Source organism: Echinicola rosea (genome assembly GCF_005281475.1).
Lineage (GTDB): Bacteria > Bacteroidota > Bacteroidia > Cytophagales > Cyclobacteriaceae > Echinicola > Echinicola rosea.
Genome location: NZ_CP040106.1, coordinates 5,923,351 through 5,946,312, shown reverse-complemented (window position 1 = coordinate 5,946,312; position 22,962 = coordinate 5,923,351). Strand labels below are relative to the sequence as shown.

The 22,962-nt window shown below is 44.4% G+C and carries 14 protein-coding genes; 5 read left to right on the top strand and 9 right to left on the bottom strand.

Features of this window, described 5'->3' with window-relative positions:
* Window positions 1–11: 11 nt before the first annotated feature.
* Both FDP09_RS23165 and FDP09_RS23160 read left to right on the top strand, forming a co-directional pair.
* On the top strand, window positions 12–1,811 hold the full coding sequence (locus FDP09_RS23165; protein ID WP_137404812.1) for a RagB/SusD family nutrient uptake outer membrane protein: 1,800 nt from the start codon (window positions 12–14) through the stop codon (window positions 1,809–1,811).
* 197 nt (window positions 1,812–2,008) lie between these two features.
* Window positions 2,009–3,241 (top strand): alkaline phosphatase family protein, encoded by a 1,233-nt coding sequence (locus FDP09_RS23160; RefSeq protein ID WP_308421156.1) that lies wholly within the window; start codon window positions 2,009–2,011, stop codon window positions 3,239–3,241.
* A 441-nt stretch (window positions 3,242–3,682) separates the two neighbouring features.
* Here the strand turns inward: FDP09_RS23160 and FDP09_RS23155 are convergent, their stop codons facing one another.
* From FDP09_RS23155 to FDP09_RS23115, 9 genes are all read right to left on the bottom strand, one after another.
* The gene (locus FDP09_RS23155; RefSeq protein WP_137404811.1) at window positions 3,683–4,510 is read right to left on the bottom strand and encodes a mechanosensitive ion channel family protein; all 828 of its coding nucleotides are present in this window, start codon (window positions 4,508–4,510) and stop codon (window positions 3,683–3,685) included.
* A 13-nt stretch (window positions 4,511–4,523) separates the two neighbouring features.
* Entirely contained in the window at window positions 4,524–4,715 is a 192-nt protein-coding gene (locus tag FDP09_RS23150; protein ID WP_137404810.1) for a hypothetical protein, read from the bottom strand.
* Window positions 4,715–5,305 carry an RNA polymerase sigma factor gene (locus FDP09_RS23145; RefSeq protein WP_137404809.1) on the bottom strand — a complete coding sequence of 197 codons (591 nt, stop codon included), beginning with the start codon at window positions 5,303–5,305 and terminating at the stop codon, window positions 4,715–4,717. Before FDP09_RS23145 ends, FDP09_RS23150 begins: the two co-directional genes overlap by 1 nt.
* A 447-nt stretch (window positions 5,306–5,752) precedes the next feature.
* On the bottom strand, window positions 5,753–6,103 hold the full coding sequence (locus FDP09_RS23140) for a helix-turn-helix transcriptional regulator (RefSeq protein ID WP_137404808.1): 351 nt from the start codon (window positions 6,101–6,103) through the stop codon (window positions 5,753–5,755).
* 1,003 nt (window positions 6,104–7,106) lie between these two features.
* Complete coding sequence (locus FDP09_RS23135; RefSeq protein WP_137404807.1) at window positions 7,107–11,027, bottom strand: PAS domain-containing hybrid sensor histidine kinase/response regulator; 3,921 nt, start codon at window positions 11,025–11,027, stop codon at window positions 7,107–7,109.
* A 215-nt stretch (window positions 11,028–11,242) separates the two neighbouring features.
* On the bottom strand, window positions 11,243–12,367 hold the full coding sequence (locus tag FDP09_RS23130; protein WP_137404806.1) for a peroxiredoxin family protein: 1,125 nt from the start codon (window positions 12,365–12,367) through the stop codon (window positions 11,243–11,245).
* Between the two features lie 152 nt (window positions 12,368–12,519).
* The gene (locus FDP09_RS23125; protein ID WP_137404805.1) at window positions 12,520–13,731 is read right to left on the bottom strand and encodes a PepSY-associated TM helix domain-containing protein; all 1,212 of its coding nucleotides are present in this window, start codon (window positions 13,729–13,731) and stop codon (window positions 12,520–12,522) included.
* Window positions 13,732–13,811: 80 nt separating this feature from the next.
* Window positions 13,812–15,044 carry a DUF4374 domain-containing protein gene (locus FDP09_RS23120; RefSeq protein WP_137404804.1) on the bottom strand — a complete coding sequence of 411 codons (1,233 nt, stop codon included), beginning with the start codon at window positions 15,042–15,044 and terminating at the stop codon, window positions 13,812–13,814.
* A 12-nt stretch (window positions 15,045–15,056) separates the two neighbouring features.
* Complete coding sequence (locus FDP09_RS23115; protein WP_137404803.1) at window positions 15,057–17,429, bottom strand: TonB-dependent receptor; 2,373 nt, start codon at window positions 17,427–17,429, stop codon at window positions 15,057–15,059.
* A 343-nt stretch (window positions 17,430–17,772) separates the two neighbouring features.
* On the opposite strand from FDP09_RS23115, the gene FDP09_RS23110 reads away from it, so the two are divergent.
* The 3 genes from FDP09_RS23110 (at window position 17,773) to FDP09_RS23100 (ending at window position 22,950) form a co-directional block, all read left to right on the top strand.
* The gene (locus tag FDP09_RS23110) at window positions 17,773–18,336 is read left to right on the top strand and encodes an RNA polymerase sigma factor (RefSeq protein WP_137404802.1); all 564 of its coding nucleotides are present in this window, start codon (window positions 17,773–17,775) and stop codon (window positions 18,334–18,336) included.
* 91 nt (window positions 18,337–18,427) lie between these two features.
* Window positions 18,428–19,420 carry a FecR family protein gene (locus FDP09_RS23105; RefSeq protein WP_137404801.1) on the top strand — a complete coding sequence of 331 codons (993 nt, stop codon included), beginning with the start codon at window positions 18,428–18,430 and terminating at the stop codon, window positions 19,418–19,420.
* A 110-nt stretch (window positions 19,421–19,530) separates the two neighbouring features.
* Window positions 19,531–22,950 (top strand): SusC/RagA family TonB-linked outer membrane protein, encoded by a 3,420-nt coding sequence (locus FDP09_RS23100; RefSeq protein ID WP_137404800.1) that lies wholly within the window; start codon window positions 19,531–19,533, stop codon window positions 22,948–22,950.
* The last annotated feature ends 12 nt before the right edge of the window (window positions 22,951–22,962 follow it).

Sequence of the window (22,962 nt, the reverse complement as noted above, 5' to 3'; positions counted from 1 at the left end):
TTGATAATACCATGAAAAGACATATAATTTTATTAGGTGCCTTAGCGATGCTTTCTTTGAGCGCCTGTGATGAGGAGTTTTTGGACAGGTACCCACAAACCTCCGTGGCACCTGAGGAGTTCTTCAAGACAGAAGAAGATTTGCAGCTCTATGTAAACGGATTATTGTCACTGCAAAGTGCCAGTGGAGCATACCATGCAGACCAAAGTACGGATAACATGGCGACTACCGGTGCCGTGGAAGTCAAGACAATGATGACAGGTGACCCAAGTTCGCAGACCATTACCGGTGGGTGGAGCTGGGGAAGGCTGCGGGATATTAATTATTTTCTGGATAATTATCAGCGCGCTGACGCATCTGAAGAGGCCAAAAACCATTTTGCTGGATTGGCACGGTACTATAGGGCAGTGTTTTATTTTGGAAAAGTGAAGCGCTATTCCGATGTGCCTTGGTATGAAAACACGCTGAATCCGGACGATGAGCAGCTCTATAAGCCTAGGGATCCAAGGGATATGGTGGTGCGAAACATGATGGCAGATTTGGAGTTTGCAGCAGAAAATGTACGGTCTTCTGTGCCCAAAGGGACGCCAGATGTATGGGCAGTAAAAACCTTTTTTGCCCGTGTGGCACTTTATGAAGGCACCTACAGGAAGTATCATGGCGAGCTTGGCCTAGCAGCATCATCATTGGAGTTTTTGGAGATAGCAAGGGATTTGGCCAAAGAGATCATGGATGCTGGCCACTTTTCAATTTACTCCACAGGAAACCCAGGTAGGGATTATGCGGCGCTGTTTTCCAGCCAAGACTTAACGGGAAATCCCGAGGTGATTCTTCCAAACCCCTATGATGTCAATAAAGACCGGAGTAGTGATATTAACTATACGGTCTTTGGGGATTATGAGCAGTCTCCCTCAAGGGACTTGGTCATGAGCTACCTGATGGCAGATGGTAGCAGTTACACCAACATGACCGGACATGAGCAGCTTGGTTTTGTGAAAGAATTTGAAAACAGAGATCCACGATTAATGCAGACTATAGCCTATCCTGGGTGGGTCAGGGAGCCCAATGCTACCTCCTATATCCAATCACTGAACAAGAATTTCACGGGATATCACCAGCTAAAAGGCTATGCCAATACCATCGATAACGTGGAAGTGGCGAGCGTGGATTTTCCTGTTTATCGCTATGCAGAAGTATTGCTGACTTTTGCTGAGGCCAAAGCCGAACTCAATGAACTTACCCAAGCGGACCTAGATGCTTCCGTCAATTTGTTAAGGACTCGTGTAGGAATGCCTGCTTTGGATTTAGCTATGGCCAATGCTGCACCTGATGCCTTTTTATCACAAAAATACCCAAATGTAAGCGGGAGTAATCAAGGGGTATTGTTGGAAATTCGTAGGGAAAGAAGAGTGGAAATGGCACTTGAAGGTTACCGTTATGATGACTTGATGCGTTGGCATGCAGGGGAGCTACTGGAAAAAATCCCTGAAGGAATGTATTTTCCAGGCCTGGGCAAGTATGACCTTACGGGCGATGATGTGGAAGACGTGATTTTGATAAGTAAGGATTCTGATATTCCTACTGGGGATGCCAAGGAGAAAAATAGCTTGGGAGAATTTCTGATTTATTATAAAGCCGGACTAATCGGCGAGAATGTGGACGTGTACCTGGCCAATGGTGAAGCTGGAGGCAATATGATCACTGATACTAGGGTGAGGAATTTTGAAGAGCCTAAATACTACTACCGCCCTATCCCCATTCAGCAAGTGACCCTTAACCCCAATTTGGAACAAATCTTTGGTTGGGAGTAAGTGGGGTGAAAAAAAATAACAGGTGTCGAAGACCCAAGTAGAAAGGTAATCGGGCCAGCGGACAGTGCAAATGAGCTTCCAGGCCCTGCACCCTTTCCTTAGTGCCGGCCAATTAATGTTATCTGCCAAATGGGGCACCTTAACCAACTGTTGGGAGGAAAGGGAATCAACTTATGTTAATTAAAACAACAATCTAAATGATGAAAAAAATAATGATAGTATCGCTTCTGGTTTTTGTACTTGGGCAATCATGGGGCCAAGAAAAGACAAAAAAGGCACTTTTTGTCATTGTGGACGGCATCCCTAAAGATGTGGTCGATACGGTGGATACGCCCAATATCGATGCGGTAGCTGCTGAAGGGGGATTTACCATGGCCATCATGGGCGGGGATCCCGAGACCTACAGTGAGACACCTACTATTTCTGCGGTAGGTTACAATTCCCTGCTGACAGGCACGTGGGCCAATAAGCACAATGTCTGGGGCAATTCCATTAAACAGCCCAATTACTATTACCCCACCATCTTTAAGGCGTTTAAGACGGTATTTCCATCCAAGAAAACAGCCATATATTCTACGTGGCTGGATAATCGGACAAAGCTTGTCGGTGCCAATTTACCTGCCACGGGGCATTTTTCCTTTGATTACTACTATGATGGAATGGAAATCGACACGCTTCACTTCCCGCACGATGAGCAGCGGGAGTTTATACACCTGATTGATGAGGCAGTATCCAAGGAGGCGGCTGCCCATGTCAGAAAAGAAGGACCAGATTTGGCTTGGGTGTACCTGGAGTACTCGGATGATATGGGGCACAAGTACGGCAATAGCCCCGAAATGATAGATGGTGTAAAGAAGGCTGATGTTCAGATTGGAAGGATCTGGGAGGCCATAAAGTACAGAGAAGCCAATTTTGAGGAAGACTGGATGCTGGTGGTCACTACAGACCATGGCCGCACGGTGGATGGATATGGCCACGGCGGTCAGAGTGAACGTGAACGCAAAATTTGGATCGCGACCAACGCCGATAATCTCAACGGGTACTTTATGGACAATGAACAGGAGATGGTGGATATATTTCCTTCTTTAGCCCATCATTTGGGCCTCTCGCTTCCCAAGAATCAAGCGATGGAATTGGACGGTGTTTCTTTCGTAGGCCATGTATCGGCAGCAGATTTTGAGGTGGACCGTGTAAGGGAAAGCCTGAAGCTGGGATGGAAAGCTTTTGCAAAAGGTGAGAGAGGCCGGGTGTGGATTGCCCCTTCCAATAATTTCCAAAATGGTGGCCTTGACAACTACTGGGATTTTGGCGAAGTAAATCTCGATGATGAAGCGGCAACGGTCTTGCTGGATGGGCTAGACTCCAAGTTGCTGAAAGTGGTGTTGGAGACGCCCTCCGGTTATTTGAATTACTGGGTCGTAGAAGAGTAAGAAGAAGATTTATTTTATCACAGTGACCTGTGCATGGCCTAATCTGCCCAAGCGGACTTTTAAGAGTTCAATTGATCCTCTGCAATGTGCCTCCTTTGGGACATTGCAGAGGACTTTTGGCCGTAGCTGTTACCAAGCTTTGATGTCTAAGGCAGGATGCGCATAGGCCTATGGTGAAGAATTGGAGATACTTCATAGCCGACTTTTCATGGATAAGGTCGTTTTTTTCCTTGATCTTGTCAAAAATCCATTACGGCCTTACCCGTCATTTAAGCGTTGATTTGACATCAGTGGTTCCGCAGCATAGCTGTCGGCACAACGAGTCTAAACGAAATGAGGAAGGATTATTTCGGTTTCCTAAAACTCACCTGCCCTCTGAAAGGCCAATCAGAAAGGAAGCTCTCCCGAGATTTAAATTGGGAAAGCCCCTATGTTTTTATCTCAATTATTGTTCAGTATTTTCACTTTGGTGTCCACCAAATCCTTAATGGGGACGATCATCCTTCCACTTTCGGTTTTAAGCGTGATGGATATATTGTCAATGGCGAGGATTTGACCTTCGATATCATCAAATCTAATGTGTTGGCCTATTTGGTAGTTCTTTTTTGAATAAAAACTGTACAGTATTCTTTGTACTATATCCCTGGATCCCAGTCCAATGGCGATGGCAAAACAGGCCAAAAATGCCCCGAGTACCAGCGAAAGGTTATCGGTGATGACTTGGGTATTGATCCCCGCTTGGCTCATGGCTGTAATTCCAACTATGATCAGGATTATATAGCTGACAATATTGGATATCACGGAGGCCCCCGACGAACCAAAGGACTTAAGGAGTCCTCTGATGAATTTTTTGACCACAATGGACAAGTACACGCCCAGTGCAAAAAGTACCATGGCCACGAACACTTGAGGAATATACCCCAGGAATTTACTGATTTCGTCAGAAACAGCGTGGAGCTGTAAGAAGTCAGCACTGAAAATTACGATCAAGAGTATGAAGAAGAACCTCGCAAAAGCCAGTATAATAGCGGTAGGTTTTATATTGATGTGGTTAAACAATTCACTTTCACTTAAGTTATGTGCCAGTTCGTCGATCCTTGACAGTTTAAGCAGTTTTTTGATTAAAAAAAGGAGCCCGCGCATGATCAGCCAAGCTGCTATCAGCAGTACAATGAATACGACCAGTCTTGGTAACAGGTCACTGATTTGTTTAAGTGTGTTGTCCACTAAGTATAAGCTCCAATCAGTATGGGTAAATACATCTTTCATAGTAGTAGTAATTTTAAAACTCAGGATTTTCATTTTTATCATCTTTATCATCAAATAAAGTTCCCAATACATTAGGGCTCTTTACCATGAAAAGGTCCGCCATATCAATCGATAATTTTATCAAATTGATGTCGTCAATTACCTTTTGCCGGATATATTCTGGTAATTTCTCGTCACTGATTATTTCTTGAAAAGGATTATTCATCAGTCAATATTTTTATAAATATCCAATAATCGCTGTTTTGCACGATTAATTCTCATTTTCACCGCTGACTCCCCCACTCCTATGGCGTGTTGGATTTCTTTCAAGGACATTCCATCCATGTATTTCATCAACAAGACCATTTTATCATTGGGATCAAGGGACTTGAGAGATTTTTGTAGGCGTTCGGCCTGCATTTTATAGATTTCACTATCATCGATTTCATCATAGGGGTGATTTTGTAAGTCATCCAAACTCTGGAACGTTTCCTTTTTTTTCTGGTATTTTCGCTGAACGTAGTTTACACAGAAATTATAGGTAAAGGAATATAGCCAACTGGAAAATTTGGCTTCTCCCTTAAATTTTTTGAGATTGAAAAAGAGCTTGATAAATATATCATGTGTCAAATCCTGGGCTTCGTCCTTGCTCTTTACAAAACTCAGGCATTTGTTATAAACTATATTGGAATACCTATCGTACAGGGTCCCAAATAACTTAGAGTCATTGTTTTTGATGATTAGCTCTATCAGCTGGATATCGTCCAGACTTGAGTAATTTAATTCCTTATCCTCTTTGTTTTTTGAGATAGTCATATAAACTTCCCTAAGATATTCTAAAACAATGCCCTGTAATTGCCAAGCCAAGGTACAGGCCTCAAAACAGACGGATGTTTTCTGTCGTGTCCTGGATAGGTGTTCAATAAAAAAGCCTTGATATCATTCATAAACTTACTAGATTTTATGGGTGTTTTGGTAGTAAAGCCATGTGATTTACTTATTGATATATTGTCTTTACCTTTTTCGATTAATATCATGGTAAATAATGTTGTTCTAATTTACTATGCAATAGGCAAGGTTGATGAAATAATATTTATGAATAGTGTCCTTTTGTTGTAGGGTAACGGCTGGAAACGATTTGGGGAACAGGTGGATTGAGTACCATCCCTAAAAATGGCGGAAAATATAATAATGTATTTCCGTCATCATTAGAATAATCGTGTAGTGCTTCAGGTTACCATACTTACATGGGATTTTTGGCCATTATGAAAAGGTAACCATGAAGAGGTTAAGGTCCTCGTCTTTGGGGACGCCAAGACGTTTTCTGATCCGGTATTTTCTTGACTGTACTGCGCGGATCGTACTTTTGGTAACGCTTGCGATTTCCTTGGTGGAAAATCCCATTTTCAATAGCACACAAAATTTAATGTCCATGGCATTTAGCTTGGAACTGGCGCTTTTTACTTTTGAAATGAAATTCGGAAATATCCCATTGAATTCTGAAAGGAAATGTAGATCACCCTTTTCAATAAACGATTTTAAGTTTTGTGCTGGGTCAGTGGTATAGAACCGTTCCTGCGGATTGGTGAAATTTCGACTAACAAGGTTGCTCATGACTAATTGGTTTAAATGGTTTGTCTTTTCTGTCTTTATCATTAGGACACATGTTTTATGAAAATGTCACACCGGATTTTGCCATTATGACAAAACAGAAATAGCTTATTTGGGTGTATTTTATAAGCAAACTATGGATTAATCACTTGTTTAAGTAGAAGTGAGAGGGTAAAAAAAGTAGATTTTAGGCGTTTATAACTTTCTGTAAAATAGGTTGTTGTGCTTCTGGTTAAGTCTGAAAAAAAAGTGATAGTAACGGAGGATGGTTTTAAACGAATATTTGATTTGCTCAGTGGAAAAAATTAGAAAAAATTTTTTTTTATGGACGGTAAAAACAAGCAGGTTTTTCTGGATAGATAGTGATGAGTAGAGAGGTGTTTGTCGTTTAAGCAAAATGTTTAAGGTGTTCCATTTGATTTAATAATAATATTCCTATTTGCATTTATACCTGCCATTCCTATGGAACTTGACCTTTTGTGTGTAATCATTTTTGGTGCAGGTGACCACCTGCACCAAAAATGCCCCTCCGCCTAAGGCGGATGAGGCAGGACGCTTGGTTGCTAACGCAAATTCAGGGTTTGACCTCAACCAAGCCACACTATTCATGAGCAGATAGCTGCGACGGTTTTTAGGTTCCAAATCAACTGATCATTTCTTCAGTCTATCCAGCCATTCGGCAAGATAGGCTACTGAAGTTTCCAATGTACAAACCGGGGCAAAGTGCCAGTGGCACGATAAATTTAGTAACCTGCGGATTCATCCGCAGGAGCTTAAGCTCACCTCAACCCTTCGAAGGAGTGCCAGCGGCACGGATGATAGTCATGCTTACACAAAAATTTTTCCCCTTCAAAACACTAAATGCGTTTGCCCTGCATCTTCAGATCGCCCTTATGGTTTTGCTTTCAGCTTTTCCGATGTTCGTTCGAAGAAATTATAAATATTCAAACCAGTACATCGTGCAGCGGCTCGGGTGTCACTTGCCCTTACCTAAAGTGCGGGTTTATTATTTAATAACCTCATCAATCAATATGCTAGCATTGTCGATTTCCGCTAGAATAATCATTATTTCATTTTCAAGGCTTGGATCAGCAAAATCAAAGTCCTTTCGGGTCTCCATTTTGGAGCTGAGTTGGGCTAGCGGGGTCAGGTACATGGCACTGGCGGTACTGTAGAGTTTGTGGGCAGCAATGGAAAGGCCCTCTCCCTTTGAAGAAAGGATTTCCTCCAGCTGAATTTTAGATTTTCCCAATTCCTTCAAGCCCGATTTTAGAATCACCTGGAACATTTCACTTTCCAAATCAGGAAAACCTAGTACGGCTTGGAATTTTTCAAGATCAAACTGTTTTTGGGGATCGCCATGAGCATTTGTATTGGTGGTGGCGAGCTCATCATTTCCCTTGTTGATATTCCACTTTTTTAGCAAATTAATGACATCAGCTTCCACGAATGGCTTGGCGATAAAATCATTCATGCCAGCTTGTAGGCACTTTTCTTTTTCGCCCTTTACATTTCCGGCAGTCAGGGCAATGATCAGGATATTATGTTTATTGTATTTATCTCGAATGGCTTGCGTTGCTTCATAACCGTTCATCTCGGGCATTTGGACATCCATAAAAACTACTGCTGGAATTTCAGTTTCCATCACTGCAAGCGCTTCTAATCCATTTGTGGCCTCTAGGATTCTGGTGGTAGGTGAGAGGTTATGGATGACTGTTTTGGCCAAAAGCATGTTGATACTATTGTCTTCTACAAGGAGGACGGTGGTGTCTTCAGGGAAGTGGTTTTCGCTAAAAGTTGTTTGGGTTGCTTTTTGATGATCCTGCTTTTTGTTAATGGTGAGCAATGCATTGTACATTTCTTGCAGCTTGATGGGCTTGATTAGTTTTTTGCGTCCCCCCAGTTCCTTGCAGGCTTTGAGGATTGTGTCGTCATCTGAAGAACTGTGCAAAAAGATAATGGGTTGGTGTTCGACAATTTCGCGGATTTTGCGTATGGTTTCTATACCGTTCATATAGGGCATGTGATAATCCATCAGGATCACATCAAACCTGCCTTCTTCTACCAATTTCTGTAGTGCTTCAAATCCATTTTTTGCTTGGATCGATTCGATTCCCCGTAGGGACAGCATCCGCTCCAGTATCATCCTGTTGTTATCGTTGTCATCTACGATAAGGACCTTTTGGATATCAATATTTTCATCCATATGGTCGGATTCTTCCTGTTCTGATTTGACCGTCAGGTCAAAGTAGAATGTACTCCCTTCGCCTACCCTGCTTTTGAGCTTCAGTCCACTGTCCATCATCAAGAGGAGGCTATTGGAAATGGTCAGGCCGAGGCCGGTACCTCCGTATTTTTTGGTAGTGCTTATATCCTCTTGTGAAAAGGCTTCAAATATTTTTTGCTGTTTTTCCTCTTTGATCCCTATTCCCGTATCCCTTACAGCAAAACGTAGTGTGATTTCATTTTCCTCATTTATTTGGGAAGCAGGATGGAGCTGCAGTTCTATTTCGCCGGTTTCGGTAAACTTGGAGGCATTTCCAAGTAAGTTTACCAATATTTGTTTTAACCGCACGCTGTCAGTCCATATATATCTAGGTGTATCGGGATGGATATTCAATAACATCTCCAGTCCCTTTTTGTGTACCTCATACGTGATGATGTCACTGGCCTGTTCGGTGAGTTCGTACAAGTCACACCTATCAATATCCAGTTCCAGTTTACCGGCCTCGATTTTGGAGAAGTCCAAAATATCATTGATGATATTGAGCAGGGCATTGCCGGACTGATTGACAATAGATAGGTATTGCTCCTGTGTGTCGGAAAGGTCTGTTTTTAGTACCAGATCTGTAAACCCTATCACACCGTTAAGAGGGGTTCGGATTTCATGGCTCATGTTGGCAAGAAATTCCGATTTGGCTTTACTGGCCTGTTCGGCAAGGATTTTTGCTTTTTTTAATTCCTCTCTTTGCAGGCAGGTCTCAGTGATGTCCTGGGTAAGCATCATAATGCCTCCTATACTGCCATCATAGTAGTGCCAAGGGCGAACTTCCCAGCGAAGGAATTGGTCGTGATCCCAGCCATCGGGCCGCCATCGATCTTCCTCATTGCGAATGACTTCTCCTTTAAGGCTGCGGGCATGGATAGCTTTCCATTCCTCGGAAATGGTGCCAAACACTTCATAATGCGATTTTCCGGAAAGGTCTGTCCCTTCCAGCTGATATTCCTCTACCCACCTGTTACTATAGGCAATATATTGGATTTCCTTATCAAACATGGCAACGGCAGCTGGGGCATGGGAGACAAATGCGTTTAACCGTGCCTTTTCGATGGTTAGTGCCTGTTCTGCATGCTTCCGTTCTGTGATGTCTGTAGCCATGCCAAGGTATCCGGTGATTTCTCCTTCTTCATTTCGCATGGAGGTCACTGCTAGGGAAACATACAGTTTGCGACCGTCCTTTCGGATGTAGGTCCACTCACGTTCCTCAGCACCTTTTAATTCCGGTAAATAAACAAAAACCTCGAACCCGCTGATTTCTTGATGATATTTATCGCTCAGCTCTTGACCCCTTTCTGCTATTTCTTCAGGATCATGGATGATGGCCGGGCTTTGTTTTCCAATCATCTCTTCTGCAGAATAGCCCAACATTTTTTCAGCACCTTTGTTAAAAAGACTAATCAAGCCGTTTTTGTCAGTGGCAATGATGCTGATCTCAGAGGAGGCATTTAAGACATCTTCAAGGAGGTTTTTTGACCTGATAATTTCCAGTTCTGCCTCCTTTTGTGCAGTAATGTCCTGAAAGGTGCCAAAGATCCGAACGCATTCACCATTGATTGATTCCGGCTGGCCAATGGCGCGTGTCCATACTTCTTTGCCGTTTGCAGTGACCAAAATGAGTTCCAGGTCGTATGGTTCATTTTTGCGGACGGCATTTTCGAATGCCTGTTGGATGGCTTGACGGTGTTTTCCTTCCTTATAAAATTCTATGGCCTTTGCAGTATCGGGAACAAAGTCATCAGGTACTTCGTGGATTTCTCGGGTAACCTTGGACCAAAATATGGTGTTGTCCTTTAGATCCACTTCCCAGCCACCCACACGGGCAACACTATTGGTCTGCTCAAGCATTTCTTTCAACCTGTCGTATTCCCGCTCCAGTTGGTAACGCTCAGTGATGTCCAGCGCGTTGCCGAGGACATATGGAGCCCCTTTGTGGTCTTTCAGGAGAATATTACTGTATAGCCATATTCTGCCAGACCCGTTGATATGCTGCACCCGCATGGTCCCTTGGCTTTTTCCGTGGTGTTGAATGTTCTGCAGGTATTGTTTTAGCAATTCATGGTGTTGGACTGGGATAATATCATGAAGTGATTTCCCGATCAGGTCTTTTTGATTATAACCAAGACTATGGGCACTTGCCTTATTGGCCATGAGGAAATTTCCTTGGAGGTCATGGGCGCACATAAGTCCCATGGAATTTTCGAAAAAATCTCTGAACTGATTTTCTGCATAATGGACATTCGGTGAAGGTCCCGGTGAAAAGTGCTTTTCTGCCAATGCCTCAGTGAGTATGCTTATTTCTTCCCACGGGGCTGCGTCATTTGCATCCCCTTCGACATCCAACAGAAAAACGGCTCCTTTGGTGCCGCTTTGGCCAGTGGAAAAAGGAGCGATAATACCCGGTTGGGAAGACACTTTTCCGATATTGAAAGGTAAGGTAGTTGCCCCGGTTTTTTCAGCCGTATTGATCAGGTCAATTAGTGGTTCTTCATGGAGATGAAGGGTGTTTTCGTCCAAGTTGGTGACTGCCAAAAGATTGAGACCACCTTCCTTGATCACTCCAATAAAACCACGATTGCTATTGGCGAGTTTTAACAAGGTCTGCAGTATTTTGTTGTTTTGCTGGAAGATTTGTTGGTGGTCTTTCACTGGGAATAATGTTTATATAGGTCTAAAAAACCTAATTTGGGTAAAACAGGTTTATTTATAGGCGGTAATTAACTATAAAAAACTGATTAAAAAAATAATCGTTACAGCAGTGTGTTTGACAATCCTTATTGTGTGTATAAGGTGCTTTTTTCTACTGGGGAATTTTTGGTGGACCACAAGGAATGCCATGTCAGTTTTTTTGAGGACTAAGCATATCATTGACCAAGCCCCAATAGGATGCTCTTATCGTATCCTGCAAAGGCCTTTTCGATGTAGCCATTTTCATCGATCAGAAAAAAAGAGGGATAGCCACTTACACCGTAAGCCTTGCCTATTTCTCCAGCATCGGGGATAATTGGAAATGGGATGTTGTTGAGGGATTGGTACTTCTTTACATCCTCTTTGGAGTCCACAGGGTTGATGTAAATGGGGTTTATATTGGACCTAAAACTAAATTCTGGTTTGGTAAACTGCTCTAGTGCGATGGCACACCAGCCGCAATTGATCATAGAGAAGTCCAGCAAAACTTTTTTTCCTCTCATGTCCGATAGTGTAAAGGTTTTTCCTTCAAGAGTAGGGAGTTCAAAACCTGGGGCCTTATCTCCAGCTTTTAGCATAATGCGTTTTTCGGTATTTTTATTTTTGCCGGATCGGGAGAGATAATTTGCCGGAGGAAGATAGTCCAATTTTTCATCGGGAGCGTGGAAATCATAATCCGAAAAATAGGCATTGATCAGCTGCGACCTGCTGCCGTTATGGTAAAGTCTATTAGAAAAGAAGTCGGGGTTTTTTGTTGCGGGATTGATAAAAAGGTGGTTTTCGAGGTAAATTTCTTTCCCATCAATAACGGTATCCATTTTGACCAAAAAATAATCATGGTAAAGGGCTCCTTTTACAGTGGTGTCCTTAAGATAGGACCATTGATCCAGTTGTAATAGTAAGATAGGATTAAAGGCAAGTGCCATGGTGTTCCGAATGGAACTTATTTCATCTTTATGTGCCTCGGTCTTGAGATCTTCTGCGGTATATAAGGAAATGGTGCTGTCTTTATGGTCGATTCTAGAATAGTTGCCTCTTATATATATGATGTCAGATTGATGTCCCTTTGCAATATAATTATAGTCAAAATGTTCGTTTTTATATTTTTCGAGTTGAAGGGAATAGTTGAAGGTGTCCATTTCATTTAAGGCATTTTCCCAATGATAGGTGGTGGTATGGGATATCGCCTGACGATTGGCCATCATGGTCCTGGCTTGCTCAAGTACCTCTTGTTGCGTGGGCTTTTTACTGCATGATAGCAGGATGATCACTAAAAAAAGCAGGCTGAAATTTCTTGACATGATCGTTGCATTAAAATTGGTTTAAGCTCATGACCAATATAATAAAATTCAACGTAATTTTTAGTTTGTTCAAATAAATAGTTAAATGGCTTTTTGGATTTACTTGATTGATATCCTTAAGGAGGTCACTTTATTGGCCATCCATATGGGGATCAAGCTGGAACAGGAACCCTTTGTTGTTTTACTTTTTGCTTGGATTTTGCCTTGTTTTTTCGCTTTTTCTTTTCTTTGCCCCACCAGATAATAAACCCTGTGATGGGTAGGCTGGCAGATATGAGACATGCCAAGAAAGCGATGATCTTGGTCCAGATTCCCCCAATCAGCCCAAGGTGAAGGTCATAGTTGAGCTTCATCAATTGGTCTCCGCCATTGGCGGTGGAAAACGCGGGATCTTCTTTTAGTAGGTGCAGGCTGCCCTGTTCGAAATAATGGTTGCGGCTTTGGAAGGTGTTGATAAGACTGGGATTTACCTGCATGTTCCAGACTCCCGCCGCTCCCCGTGGATAGAAAATACTAAAGCGGTTTTGGTCTGGATCCAGGCCGCTTTGGAGCAGGTTCGTGAAGAGGACATCTTCATCTATCTGATCTTCCGCTGCCACCAAAGTGGTGTCCGAATGCATGCGTTCAAAAGTTTCGGTTTCCCCTCCAGAGGCCACCCAGTAGGAGGAAGCCCTGAACCACTGCATACCATATACCATTCCCGTAAGGGCCAGGACCAATGCAATCAATAGTGAATAGAAGCCTACTACATTATGCAAGTCGTAATTGAAGCGTTTTGGAGTGGCGGGCCATTTAACCTTGAAACTGGCATTTTTGGTTGCGCGAGTCCATTTTTTTGGCCACCACAAGATCAGGCCAGTGATCAGGGTGATGACAAAAATCAAGGTACTGTAAGCTACTACAGGTTTGCCAATTGACCTTGGCAACCATAGCTGATAATGGCCGATCAACATAAACCTGAAAAAATCATCGTTTAACTTTCGATTATGAAGGACTTCACCCGTGTAGGGGTTTACCAGTGCCTGTTGGTAATTGGAACGGTCCCGGTAATAGGGGATCATGGCACTTCTGCCTTCACCTCTGTACATGACACCATACACCGACGGCCAACCATATTTCTCCTTTACTGCTGTGGCAAGTTGTGAGGGGGGCAAGAGGACCTGGCCTTCTTGCTTGGTGACTTTTTCACGGGAGGCTTCCAATACCAACCTGATTTCTTCCTCAAAAGTCAACAGCGCAGCCGTCAAGCTGATGATGACTACTACAATACCGGATACCAGTCCTAACCAAAGATGAAGCCAAGCTGATATACGATAAAACAGCGAACGGTTTTTCTTCTTTTTGTTATTGGTGGAGGGTTTCATAAGTATGGTGTATATGGTGGGTAAGCTATAGAAAAAAGCTGCCAGACAAGAAGTGTCGTCTGGCAGCTTAAACATATCAATTATTCCGCAACATCCAGTTTGCTGATGGCCGTGATCGTACCGCCTTCCACTTTCAGGCCTTGTGTGGCAGTGGCTGAAGTGGCATCCACTTCATATACCCAGCTACCTTGCTCTGTGGTGAAGCCAATGTAAGCAGTATTTCCGTCCATTAAGCTATAATTATTAGTGGTAACCCTCAGGACATTTTCAGGATCAGGTGTGCCAGTTACCCATGTGAATGATTCATCGTACACATTTACAATGGCCAAACGGCTTCCTGTGGTGTATGCACCTTTTTCATTGTGCATATTTACCACGAATTTGCCGTCACCCAGATAGGTCTTGTCGGTTACGTGATAGCCGTCGGCTACTTCTTCGATGTTGAAGTAATAGCTTTGGTCAAATTCGGTTTGGCCAGCTTTGATCCTTACGAAAGCAGAAGGAAGGGTAGAACTGGCCTCTCCATTATTGGTGGCGACACCGGAAGAGAAAGCATAGACATCGCCGTTTTCCACTTCCGTTAGCCCTTCTGTGAAATAGCGGCCGATATAGCTGGTCCTGTCATCCTTAATGACTTTTTCCAGCTCCATGCTAGGATAATCATAGACGGCCACCCAGGCACTGTCGGGATTATTGGTGCCAAAATTATCGTCACAGCATCCCTTGATGCTCATATATGGGGCATATACCTTGTCTCCCACTTGTGTAAGCCAAGTGAAATGCGCCCTTTCACCGTTGTTGGCCACATCCACAATATTGGTCAGGCCATCGCCGGTGATTTGGAGCATATCGGTGTCCATTTGATACCAAGTCGCATCTTCTGCACCTGATCGAGGGATTTTCATCATCAATAGATCGTCGTCGATTTCGGCAAAAGCTTGGACGGTTTCCGCTTGGAAGTCTGATAATTTTGCCAATTGACCTTGGTTGTTCAGCTGGTAGGTGGTCACAGCACCGGGATTTCCCTGGCCGTAAAGCAAGCTGAAGAACTTGTTGTTGATGGTGATGTAATAGCGGTAGGTACCGTCTTGTTCGATCCCGTTCCCCACGGTACTGATGGTGCCGGAAGTAAGGGATTCTGCCGTCAGTAGGTAATCGGCAACCCCGTCAGAAGCAGTAGTAGGGGTGGAAGCAATGACAAATCTTTCCGAAACATTGCCTGGACCGTCAGGTCCATCGTCGTTGGTGCATCCCATTAGGGTGAAGGCCGCTAGCGCACCTGCTCCTAACCAATTGTTTAATCTTGTTCTCATGATTTTAGGTAATTAATAAATGAAGTATCTGATTTTTCCACTGAAGTTTCGTCCCGGTTTTTGCAGGCTGAAATTGTCGTATAGTTTACTGTCAAGGATGTTTCGGCACTCGGCAGTGAATTGGAAGCGGTTGTTTTGGCCGAGGGTATAGGTGACATTGATGTCATGGCTGATTTGCTTTGGAATATCCAGTTTGTCGCTTCCCAAGCTGGGCCAGTAGAGGTAGAATGCGTGGACATACAGCAGGTTATAACCGATCACCACATTTTTTTGCTCCCCCAAGACATCATTGATGGTATAGGAAGCGTTGGCATTGCCAAAGAGGTAGGGCATATTGGGAACCCGGTCTCTGTACACGACACTTTCTACTGTTTGTCCTTCGTCATATTTGGTGTTGTTCCGTAGGTTTTGATACGTGAGGTTAGCCCCTGCAGTGAAATTCCGGTTATGGAAATACCTGACATCCATTTCGAAGCCCAAATTGGTCACATTGACCAAATTATCCATGACCTGCATGGCTTGGTTGGTGTTCAGGCGCGGCCTGATAAAATCCTTGGCATCGCGGTAAAGGACATTGGCGTCTATTTCCAACCTGCGGTCTATGGTCCAAGTGTGATTGTAGAATATGCCAAGGTTATAGTTGTAGCTGCTTTCCGGTTTAAGGCCGATGTTTCCTTCCAGGTTGACCATGTCACCATAGAGTTCTTCGGGCTCGGGCAGGCGGTAGGTTTTTTCGGCAGAAGCCTTTAGCTGTACATTGGGATTGAGAAAATAGGTGGCCGCTAATCCGTAGCCCCAATAGTTGAAATTGTCCCGGGTATTGATATAAGCCACATCCCCATAATTTCCAGTAGGGTTATAGGCCTTGGCGTAGTAGTTGGATTGATGGTACTGTTTCCCGAAAACAGAAATGCTTGTACTGGTGTTTGGCTGATAGCGATAGCCCAAGCCCAGGATATTTTTCATGGTCTCCCGAGGCTGTTGGTAGCGGTCTTGGTCGGGGAAAAGCGGGTCGCTTCCCTGTCTGCTAAAGGAGTTGAAGGTGTTGCTTAGCGAAAGGGTATGTGCTTCATTGATGCTATAATCTGCCGCAAAAGACCCTACCGCATTGTTGTTTTGGTATTTGTACATGGAGTAACTCCTTTCCCCTCCAGGTGTGTCGTACTCCCGATATTGCTGAAACCAGTTGTACCTACGGTGTACCGTGTCGATGTTTTGTTCTGTGCCCAAGTTATAATTGGCATTCAGGGTTACGCTAAGGCCTTTGGTAAAGAGGTCTGTTTTTTGGTATTTAAGCGTAGGCATGATAATGTCCCCTTTGCGGTGCCAGTCCCCAAAGACACTCACCAGCCGTGCTCCAGTTTGGATTTCCTTGTACATTTTGCCCAGCGTAATTCCAAATAGCAGTCGGTCTGCGTAGGATTTGTTTTGGACACCTACCTGGGTGATCAGGGTTTCATTATGGTACTGGTCATTGAAGCGTTTTACGGTTTGCTGGGGATAATACTGGCCAGTGTTGATGTCGGCCACATCCACGGTGACCTTATAGTCATTGTCCGAGTAGTTTTGGAAGGCATTCATCTCGATGGTAAAGCCTGATGGTGCCACATAACCGGCATTGATGGCCGTCCTGTGGGTATTGAAGGAACCATAGGAATAGGAGGCATCCAGATAGCTTTTGACCGATTTTCGGGTGACGATGTTAATGGCCCCACCGAGGGCGTCCGCGCCAAGGCTTACGGGAACCACCCCTTTATATACTTCGATCCTTTCGGCCAGGTTGATGGGGATATTGTTGAGCTGAAAGGATGAGCCGAAATTGTCCATGGGTATTCCGTCAATGAATACCTTTACTTGTCGGCCCGTAAAACCGTTCAGTGAAAGGTTCATATTGGATCCTACGCCACCCGATTCCCTGACACGAATGCCAGAAACCCTGTCCAGGGCGTGGCCAAGGTCGAGATTAGTATTGTAGAGTTTTTTGGCATCAATGACATCGACGTTAAATGCCTTTTCTTCAATCTCCTGAATGATGGACTTGCCGGTGACGGTCACTTCCGAAAGGTTATGCTCTGATTCGGTAAGGACGATGTCCAGGTGGGGACTAACATTTTCAGTATTAACGGTTTCTTGATGGGGTTTAAAACCCAGAAATGTAAAATGAAAAATGTAGGATTGGTTGGGCTGTCCAGGAAAAGTGAATGCGCCGTCTTCATTGGTGACTGTTCCCTTTCCCGTGGACGTTTCCTTTATGAGTACTCCCGGAAGGGGATTCCCAGATGTGTCGGTGATTTTACCGGTGATTTTTACCTGTTGTTGCGCTTGTAGTAAGCAGCATATAAAGGCAAAGAAACAGCCTGTCAACAATATTTTTTTATATTGCATAGCTTTTTAATTGGAGAATTAAGAAGTAGTATTTTGAAAAGCCGTGCAGTGGCAGCTGCGCGGCTTCCTTTTTTACTTATTTAGATTAAGTTTAAATTAAGGCAAAGGTATTGTAAAAGATTAAATTCAACTAGCCATTCGTCAACAATCTTGATAGATTTTGTCAATGAAAAAATAAATTTCATGTTAAAACATGGGTCGGTAGTTGTGTAAATGACAATCAAAGGGCTTTTTACCTACTATTTATTGTAAAATCTCCCCTTTAATTTAATCAAACCTTAACCTCGTTTTTTCGCTTCTTATCAACCGTTTGACTTGTTTTGGTATATACTTATTCTCCCGTATGAAGCTGCACAGCGATGAACAATTGTACCAAAAAGTGAGACAGGCCGATCACGAAGCCTTTGATCAGCTGTTCGATAGGTTTTGGAAGCGTTTGTTTGAATATGCCTTTAAGATGCTCCAAGACCGGGAGCAGGCCGAAGATGTGGTACAAGAGGTGTTCGTACAATTGTGGGAAAATGCTCCCAAAAGGGAAATTCAGCATCTCTCGGGGTATTTTTTTCGGGCCGTGAAATACCAAGTGGCCAATGTCATTCGAAACCAAAAATGGCATCTTGACTGGAACACTGTCCAACTCGAAGATACCGTGGTGACTGATGAACCGGAAGTAGGCCATAATGTGATGTTACTGAAGGTAGTGGAGGAGCGGATCGAGCAGCTTCCTCCCAAGTGCAGGGAGGTTTTTTACCTGAACAAAAAGCATGGCTACACCGCTAAGGAAATAGCCGCCAATCTAAATATTTCCCCAAGGACAGTGGAAGGACATTTGCAAAGAGCATTGAAATCCCTCAAGGCAGACCTAGAGCATATGTATATCTTGGTGTTAATTTTTCTTTACCACTAAATCGATAAAGTTAACCTTTCGTTAAGTCTGTTTTTAGAGCAGGTATTTTTTTGACTTGGTGTTACTGTCCAGTAAAAGCACGAAGATCGTCATGCACAAGGAAGATTTCAGGAAATTGCTGCAATTACAGCGGGAAGGAAAAACCAGCAGGGAAAAGGATCGATTGATCGCTCGGATATGGGAGCAGATATATGCGGAGCAGGCCCCCTTCAATTGGCAGGAAACCCCAGAAGGTGAGGTGAAAAGCAATATACGGAAAAAGGCCCAAGCACGCATCCAAAAGGAAGGGCTGCGTTCATATCCCTTTTGGCCAAACCTTGTAAAGGTGGCGGCAGTGGTATTGTTGATGTTGACCGGTGGGGGTGCGGCATGGCACCTGTCTTCCAGTCAGTCCCCTGATGTCAGGCTGGTGGTGAAGTCCACTGATGCTACACAAAGGGCCAAGATCACCCTGCCTGACGGCAGTATGGTCCAATTGAACGTCAATACCTCTTTAACGTATCCTGAGGAGTTTGAGGATGACCTGCGAAGGGTGAGCTTGGAAGGCGAGGCATTTTTTGAAGTGCAGCGGGATACGGAACGCCCGTTTTTGGTGAGCTCCGCAGGACTTGAAACCAAGGTTTTGGGCACCAGCTTTAACGTCAATGCTTACAAGGGAAAAGAAGAGATGGTGACCGTGAAAAGCGGTAAAGTGCAAGTGTCAGCCCACGAGCGACCTGAAAAGCGGCTATTGTTATTGCCAGATGAGGCAGCGGTTATGGATGGTTCGACCACAGCACTGCTGAAGCAGCCTTATGACGCGGATAAGGTCATCGGCTGGAAGTCTGGCAAGCTGGATTTTGATATGGTGCCTTTTGATGAAGTGTTGGCCATCTTGGAGCAATATTACCATGTACCCATCACGCTGAAAAACTACCAGAAAGGAAGCTGCATGATCAAGGCGGCCTACCAAAACAATGGCCTGACCTTTATACTAAGTGGGCTCCAGTTGCTGGTAGATTTTGAATATGAAAAACAAGCTGATGACCGTATTGTCATTACCTATAAATCATGTAAAAAATCCCAATCATCTATGCCTATGTGAAATCCAACGCTTACATCACAAGATCACAAAAGTAGGTCGGACTGCGCCAACAGCCCGACCGAGACCGGGAAAATCTCCAGGTCTGTTTTTAGGATTTAACAACTAAAACTATGAAAATTAATTTACGCAAACGAATTGTGCAATTAACAAAATACACATTTCGGGTTTTTTTCGTGCAGGTGCTCTTTATGCAAGTGCTCTTTGCCAACCCGTCCAATAGCCAAAACCTTTCGGATTACCAGGTGAGCTTAAAGGCCCAAGGCCACTCGCTGGCCGAAGTACTACAGATGCTGGAAGAGCAGACTGATTTTGAATTTGCCTATAATCAAGCTGTCAATCGTTCCAAGGAGCAGATCACCTTATACATGGATGCTGATTTGCGTACCGTGCTGAAAGCCATTACCCAACAATGCGATTTTCAGTTTAGACGAGTAGAACAAAACATCTATGTCACGGCCGTGGATATTCCCTATCCCATGCAGGCCGTGGTGGAGAAGGAGGACAAGGAAATCCAGGGAAAGGTGCTAGATGCACAGCGAAATGAGCCAATCGTAGGGGCTACGGTAATCGTGCAAGGGACCTCACAGGGAACCGTGACCGATCTGGATGGTAATTTTTCCATCGATGTTCCTGAGGGAGCTGTTGAACTGCAGGTGTCCTTTTTGGGCTATGAAGCCAAAACAGTGGTCTTGGGCAACCAAAGTACCTTGACCATTTACCTGCGGGAGGAAGAAGGCCTGCTGGAAGAGGTGGTTGTGCTCGGTTATGACAGCCAGAAGAAAAAGGATTTGACCGGAGCGGTATCTGTGGTCAACGTGGAAGAGATGAAAACCTTGCCTTCTGCAAGTGTGGAAAACATGCTTGCAGGACGGGCACCCGGTGTACAGGTGCTTTCCGATAATGGCCCTGGCGGCAATGTCACGGTCAGGATCCGAGGATTTGGCACGGTAAACAACAATGATCCGTTGTACATCATCGATGGCACACCCGTGACCAATGGCCTGAATACCATCAATCCCCAGGATATCGAGTCTTTCCAAGTTTTGAAGGATGCCGCAGCTTCTTCTATTTATGGCTCCAGGGCTGCCAATGGCGTGGTGATCATCACCACCAAAAAAGGCCGATCGAAGGAAACCCAAGTCACGTTTGATGCCTACACAGGCATCCAAGAGGCTTTTAACCTTCCCCGCATGCTTTCTGCCCAAGAATATGGAGACATGCTGTGGCGGGCATCGGAGAACGACGGAAAGGCCCCCGCTAGTGATGTGTACGGTTCGGATCCCAGTGGCCCGGTAATCCCTGCGTGGCTGGATGAGGAGCAGACCATTCCTTCTGCGGATGTGGATTGGGTAAACGAGATTTTCCAAACAGCCCCTGTGCAGTCCTATAACTTGACCCTTTCCAAAGGAGGAGATCAAGGGAGCCATGTCATGACGTTGGGTTATTTTAATAAAGAGGGGGTAATCAAACACACCGGATTTGATCGGTTTTCGGCCAGGTTCAATTCCGATTATAAGGTGAAGGATTTCCTTCAGGTAGGAGAAAATTTTAACGCCTCCCTGACCAGGACCAATGACGTAGGAGTGAATACCTCCTTGGGAAGTATCGTTTATGATGCCTTCCAATTTCCTTCTATTGTCCCGGTGAAGGATATCAACGGCAACTTTGGCGGGAATCCCATCAATGATATCGGCAATCCACTGGGTAACTTGAACCGCAGGAAGGACAATACCAAAAACCGTATAAAGCTGATGGGCAACGTTTTTGCCGAGGCAAAGCTCGCAGAAGGCCTCTCTTTCAGAACCAACTTGGGAATGGACTATGAAAATTATTTCCAACGGGCATTTTCGCCGGTATATGATGAGATTTTATCCTTGAATGCGGTAAACAGTCTGTCCGATAACAACTCCTTTTATTACCAAATGGCCTGGACCAATACCTTGAATTATTCGAGGAAAATTGGAGAAGGCACCCTGGATGTGCTGCTTGGCCAGGAATCAATCGAAAATTACTTTGAGTCCAAAAGCGCCTCTAGACAGGAGTTCCTATACGAGGATGACAATTTCCATTACCTGAGCTATGGAACCGAAAACCAACGAAACTCAGGATATGCCAGTAAATGGAACCTGCTTTCCTTCTTTGGCAAGGTAAATTACAACTGGAAAGATAAATACCTGTTTTCGGCCACCTTGCGAAATGATGGTACATCACGACTGGATAACAATAATTGGGATATTTTTCCGGCATTCAGCGCAGGCTGGAGGATCAGCAATGAAGATTTTGTAAACCTGGGATCCAATGTCAATGAATTGAAGTTAAGGGCGAGTTGGGGGCAAACAGGAAACCAGCAGGTGCCTTCTTACTCGACCTTGGCCAGCTTCCAGAACAATATTACCTATTCCAATTATGCCATTGATGGCAGCCAAGAAAGTGTGGCCATTGGCTTGGTGGAGACACGGGTGGCCAATCCTTCGCTAAACTGGGAAGTAACCACTCAAAGCGGTGTGGGCGTGGACTTGGCGATGTTTGACGAGCGCTTGCAGGTCAGCGCAGACTATTACAACAAGGTAACCGATGACCTGTTGATCTATGCACCGATTCCCCCTACTTACGGCGGTACCAATGACGGTACTTGGATCAACGGTGGAAAAATGCGCAACAGGGGCTTCGAGTTGGGTGCCAAGTATAACGGCAGTGCGGGAGAGGTGTTTTACACTGTGGGATTGAATTATTCATTCTATCAAAACGAGCTCTTGGAGCTGGCCGACGGGATTGATTATCTGGGGATTCCAGGCTCGTCCCTGCACAGTGTGAACTTTGGACAAGAGATTTCCCGAACCATGGTGGGGCAGCCGATAGGCACCTTTTTTGGCTATGAGTCCATGGGGATCTTCCAGTCTGAGGAGGAAGTGGCCACACACGGCATCCAGCCCGAGGCACAGCCCGGAGATCTACGGTTCAAGGATATTAATGGCGATGGTGTATTGGACGCCGATGACCGAACGGCCATTGGCTCGCCCCACCCAAAGGCAATTATTGGTTTTACGACCAATTTCTATTACAAAGGCTTTGATCTTGCATTGTTCTTTAACGGGGCATTTGGTCAGCAAATCTATAACCTGACCAAATATAAGACCTTGTTCTTTAACCAATCAGCCTATAACAAATCCAATGAGGTACTGAATGCCTGGACCCCGGAAAATACCGACACTGATATTCCAAGGCTTTCACTCGATGACGAAAACGAGAATATCCGGCCATCGTCTTATTACCTCGAAAATGCCAGTTATTTTAAATTGAACAACCTTCAAGTGGGGTATTCTTTTCCGCAAAGCATGCTGGGGGGAATGGAACTGAGGGTTTACGGACAAGCCTCCAATGTGTTTACCATTACCAGTTATTCAGGGATGACCCCGGAGATTGGCTTGCAGAATTATTCCTCCAATAACCGAAACTTGGATATTGGTGTGGATAGGGGCGTATATCCACCATCCAGAACGTTTACACTTGGGTTTAATGTGAAATTTTAACTTGACTACACT

Bases quoted from the DNA above. Each gene is read 5' to 3' on its own strand.
- FDP09_RS23165 (WP_137404812.1), top strand. From the start codon at position 12: ATGAAAAGACATATAATTTTATTAGGTGCCTTAGCGATGCTTTCTTTG.
- FDP09_RS23160 (WP_308421156.1), top strand. From the start codon at position 2,009: ATGATGAAAAAAATAATGATAGTATCGCTTCTGGTTTTTGTACTTGGG.
- FDP09_RS23155 (WP_137404811.1), bottom strand. From the start codon at position 4,510: ATGAAAGATGTATTTACCCATACTGATTGGAGCTTATACTTAGTGGAC.
- FDP09_RS23150 (WP_137404810.1), bottom strand. From the start codon at position 4,715: ATGAATAATCCTTTTCAAGAAATAATCAGTGACGAGAAATTACCAGAA.
- FDP09_RS23145 (WP_137404809.1), bottom strand. From the start codon at position 5,305: ATGACTATCTCAAAAAACAAAGAGGATAAGGAATTAAATTACTCAAGT.
- FDP09_RS23140 (WP_137404808.1), bottom strand. From the start codon at position 6,103: ATGAGCAACCTTGTTAGTCGAAATTTCACCAATCCGCAGGAACGGTTC.
- FDP09_RS23130 (WP_137404806.1), bottom strand. From the start codon at position 12,367: ATGTCAAGAAATTTCAGCCTGCTTTTTTTAGTGATCATCCTGCTATCA.
- FDP09_RS23125 (WP_137404805.1), bottom strand. From the start codon at position 13,731: ATGAAACCCTCCACCAATAACAAAAAGAAGAAAAACCGTTCGCTGTTT.
- FDP09_RS23120 (WP_137404804.1), bottom strand. From the start codon at position 15,044: ATGAGAACAAGATTAAACAATTGGTTAGGAGCAGGTGCGCTAGCGGCC.
- FDP09_RS23115 (WP_137404803.1), bottom strand. From the start codon at position 17,429: ATGCAATATAAAAAAATATTGTTGACAGGCTGTTTCTTTGCCTTTATA.
- FDP09_RS23110 (WP_137404802.1), top strand. From the start codon at position 17,773: ATGAAGCTGCACAGCGATGAACAATTGTACCAAAAAGTGAGACAGGCC.
- FDP09_RS23105 (WP_137404801.1), top strand. From the start codon at position 18,428: ATGCACAAGGAAGATTTCAGGAAATTGCTGCAATTACAGCGGGAAGGA.
- FDP09_RS23100 (WP_137404800.1), top strand. From the start codon at position 19,531: ATGAAAATTAATTTACGCAAACGAATTGTGCAATTAACAAAATACACA.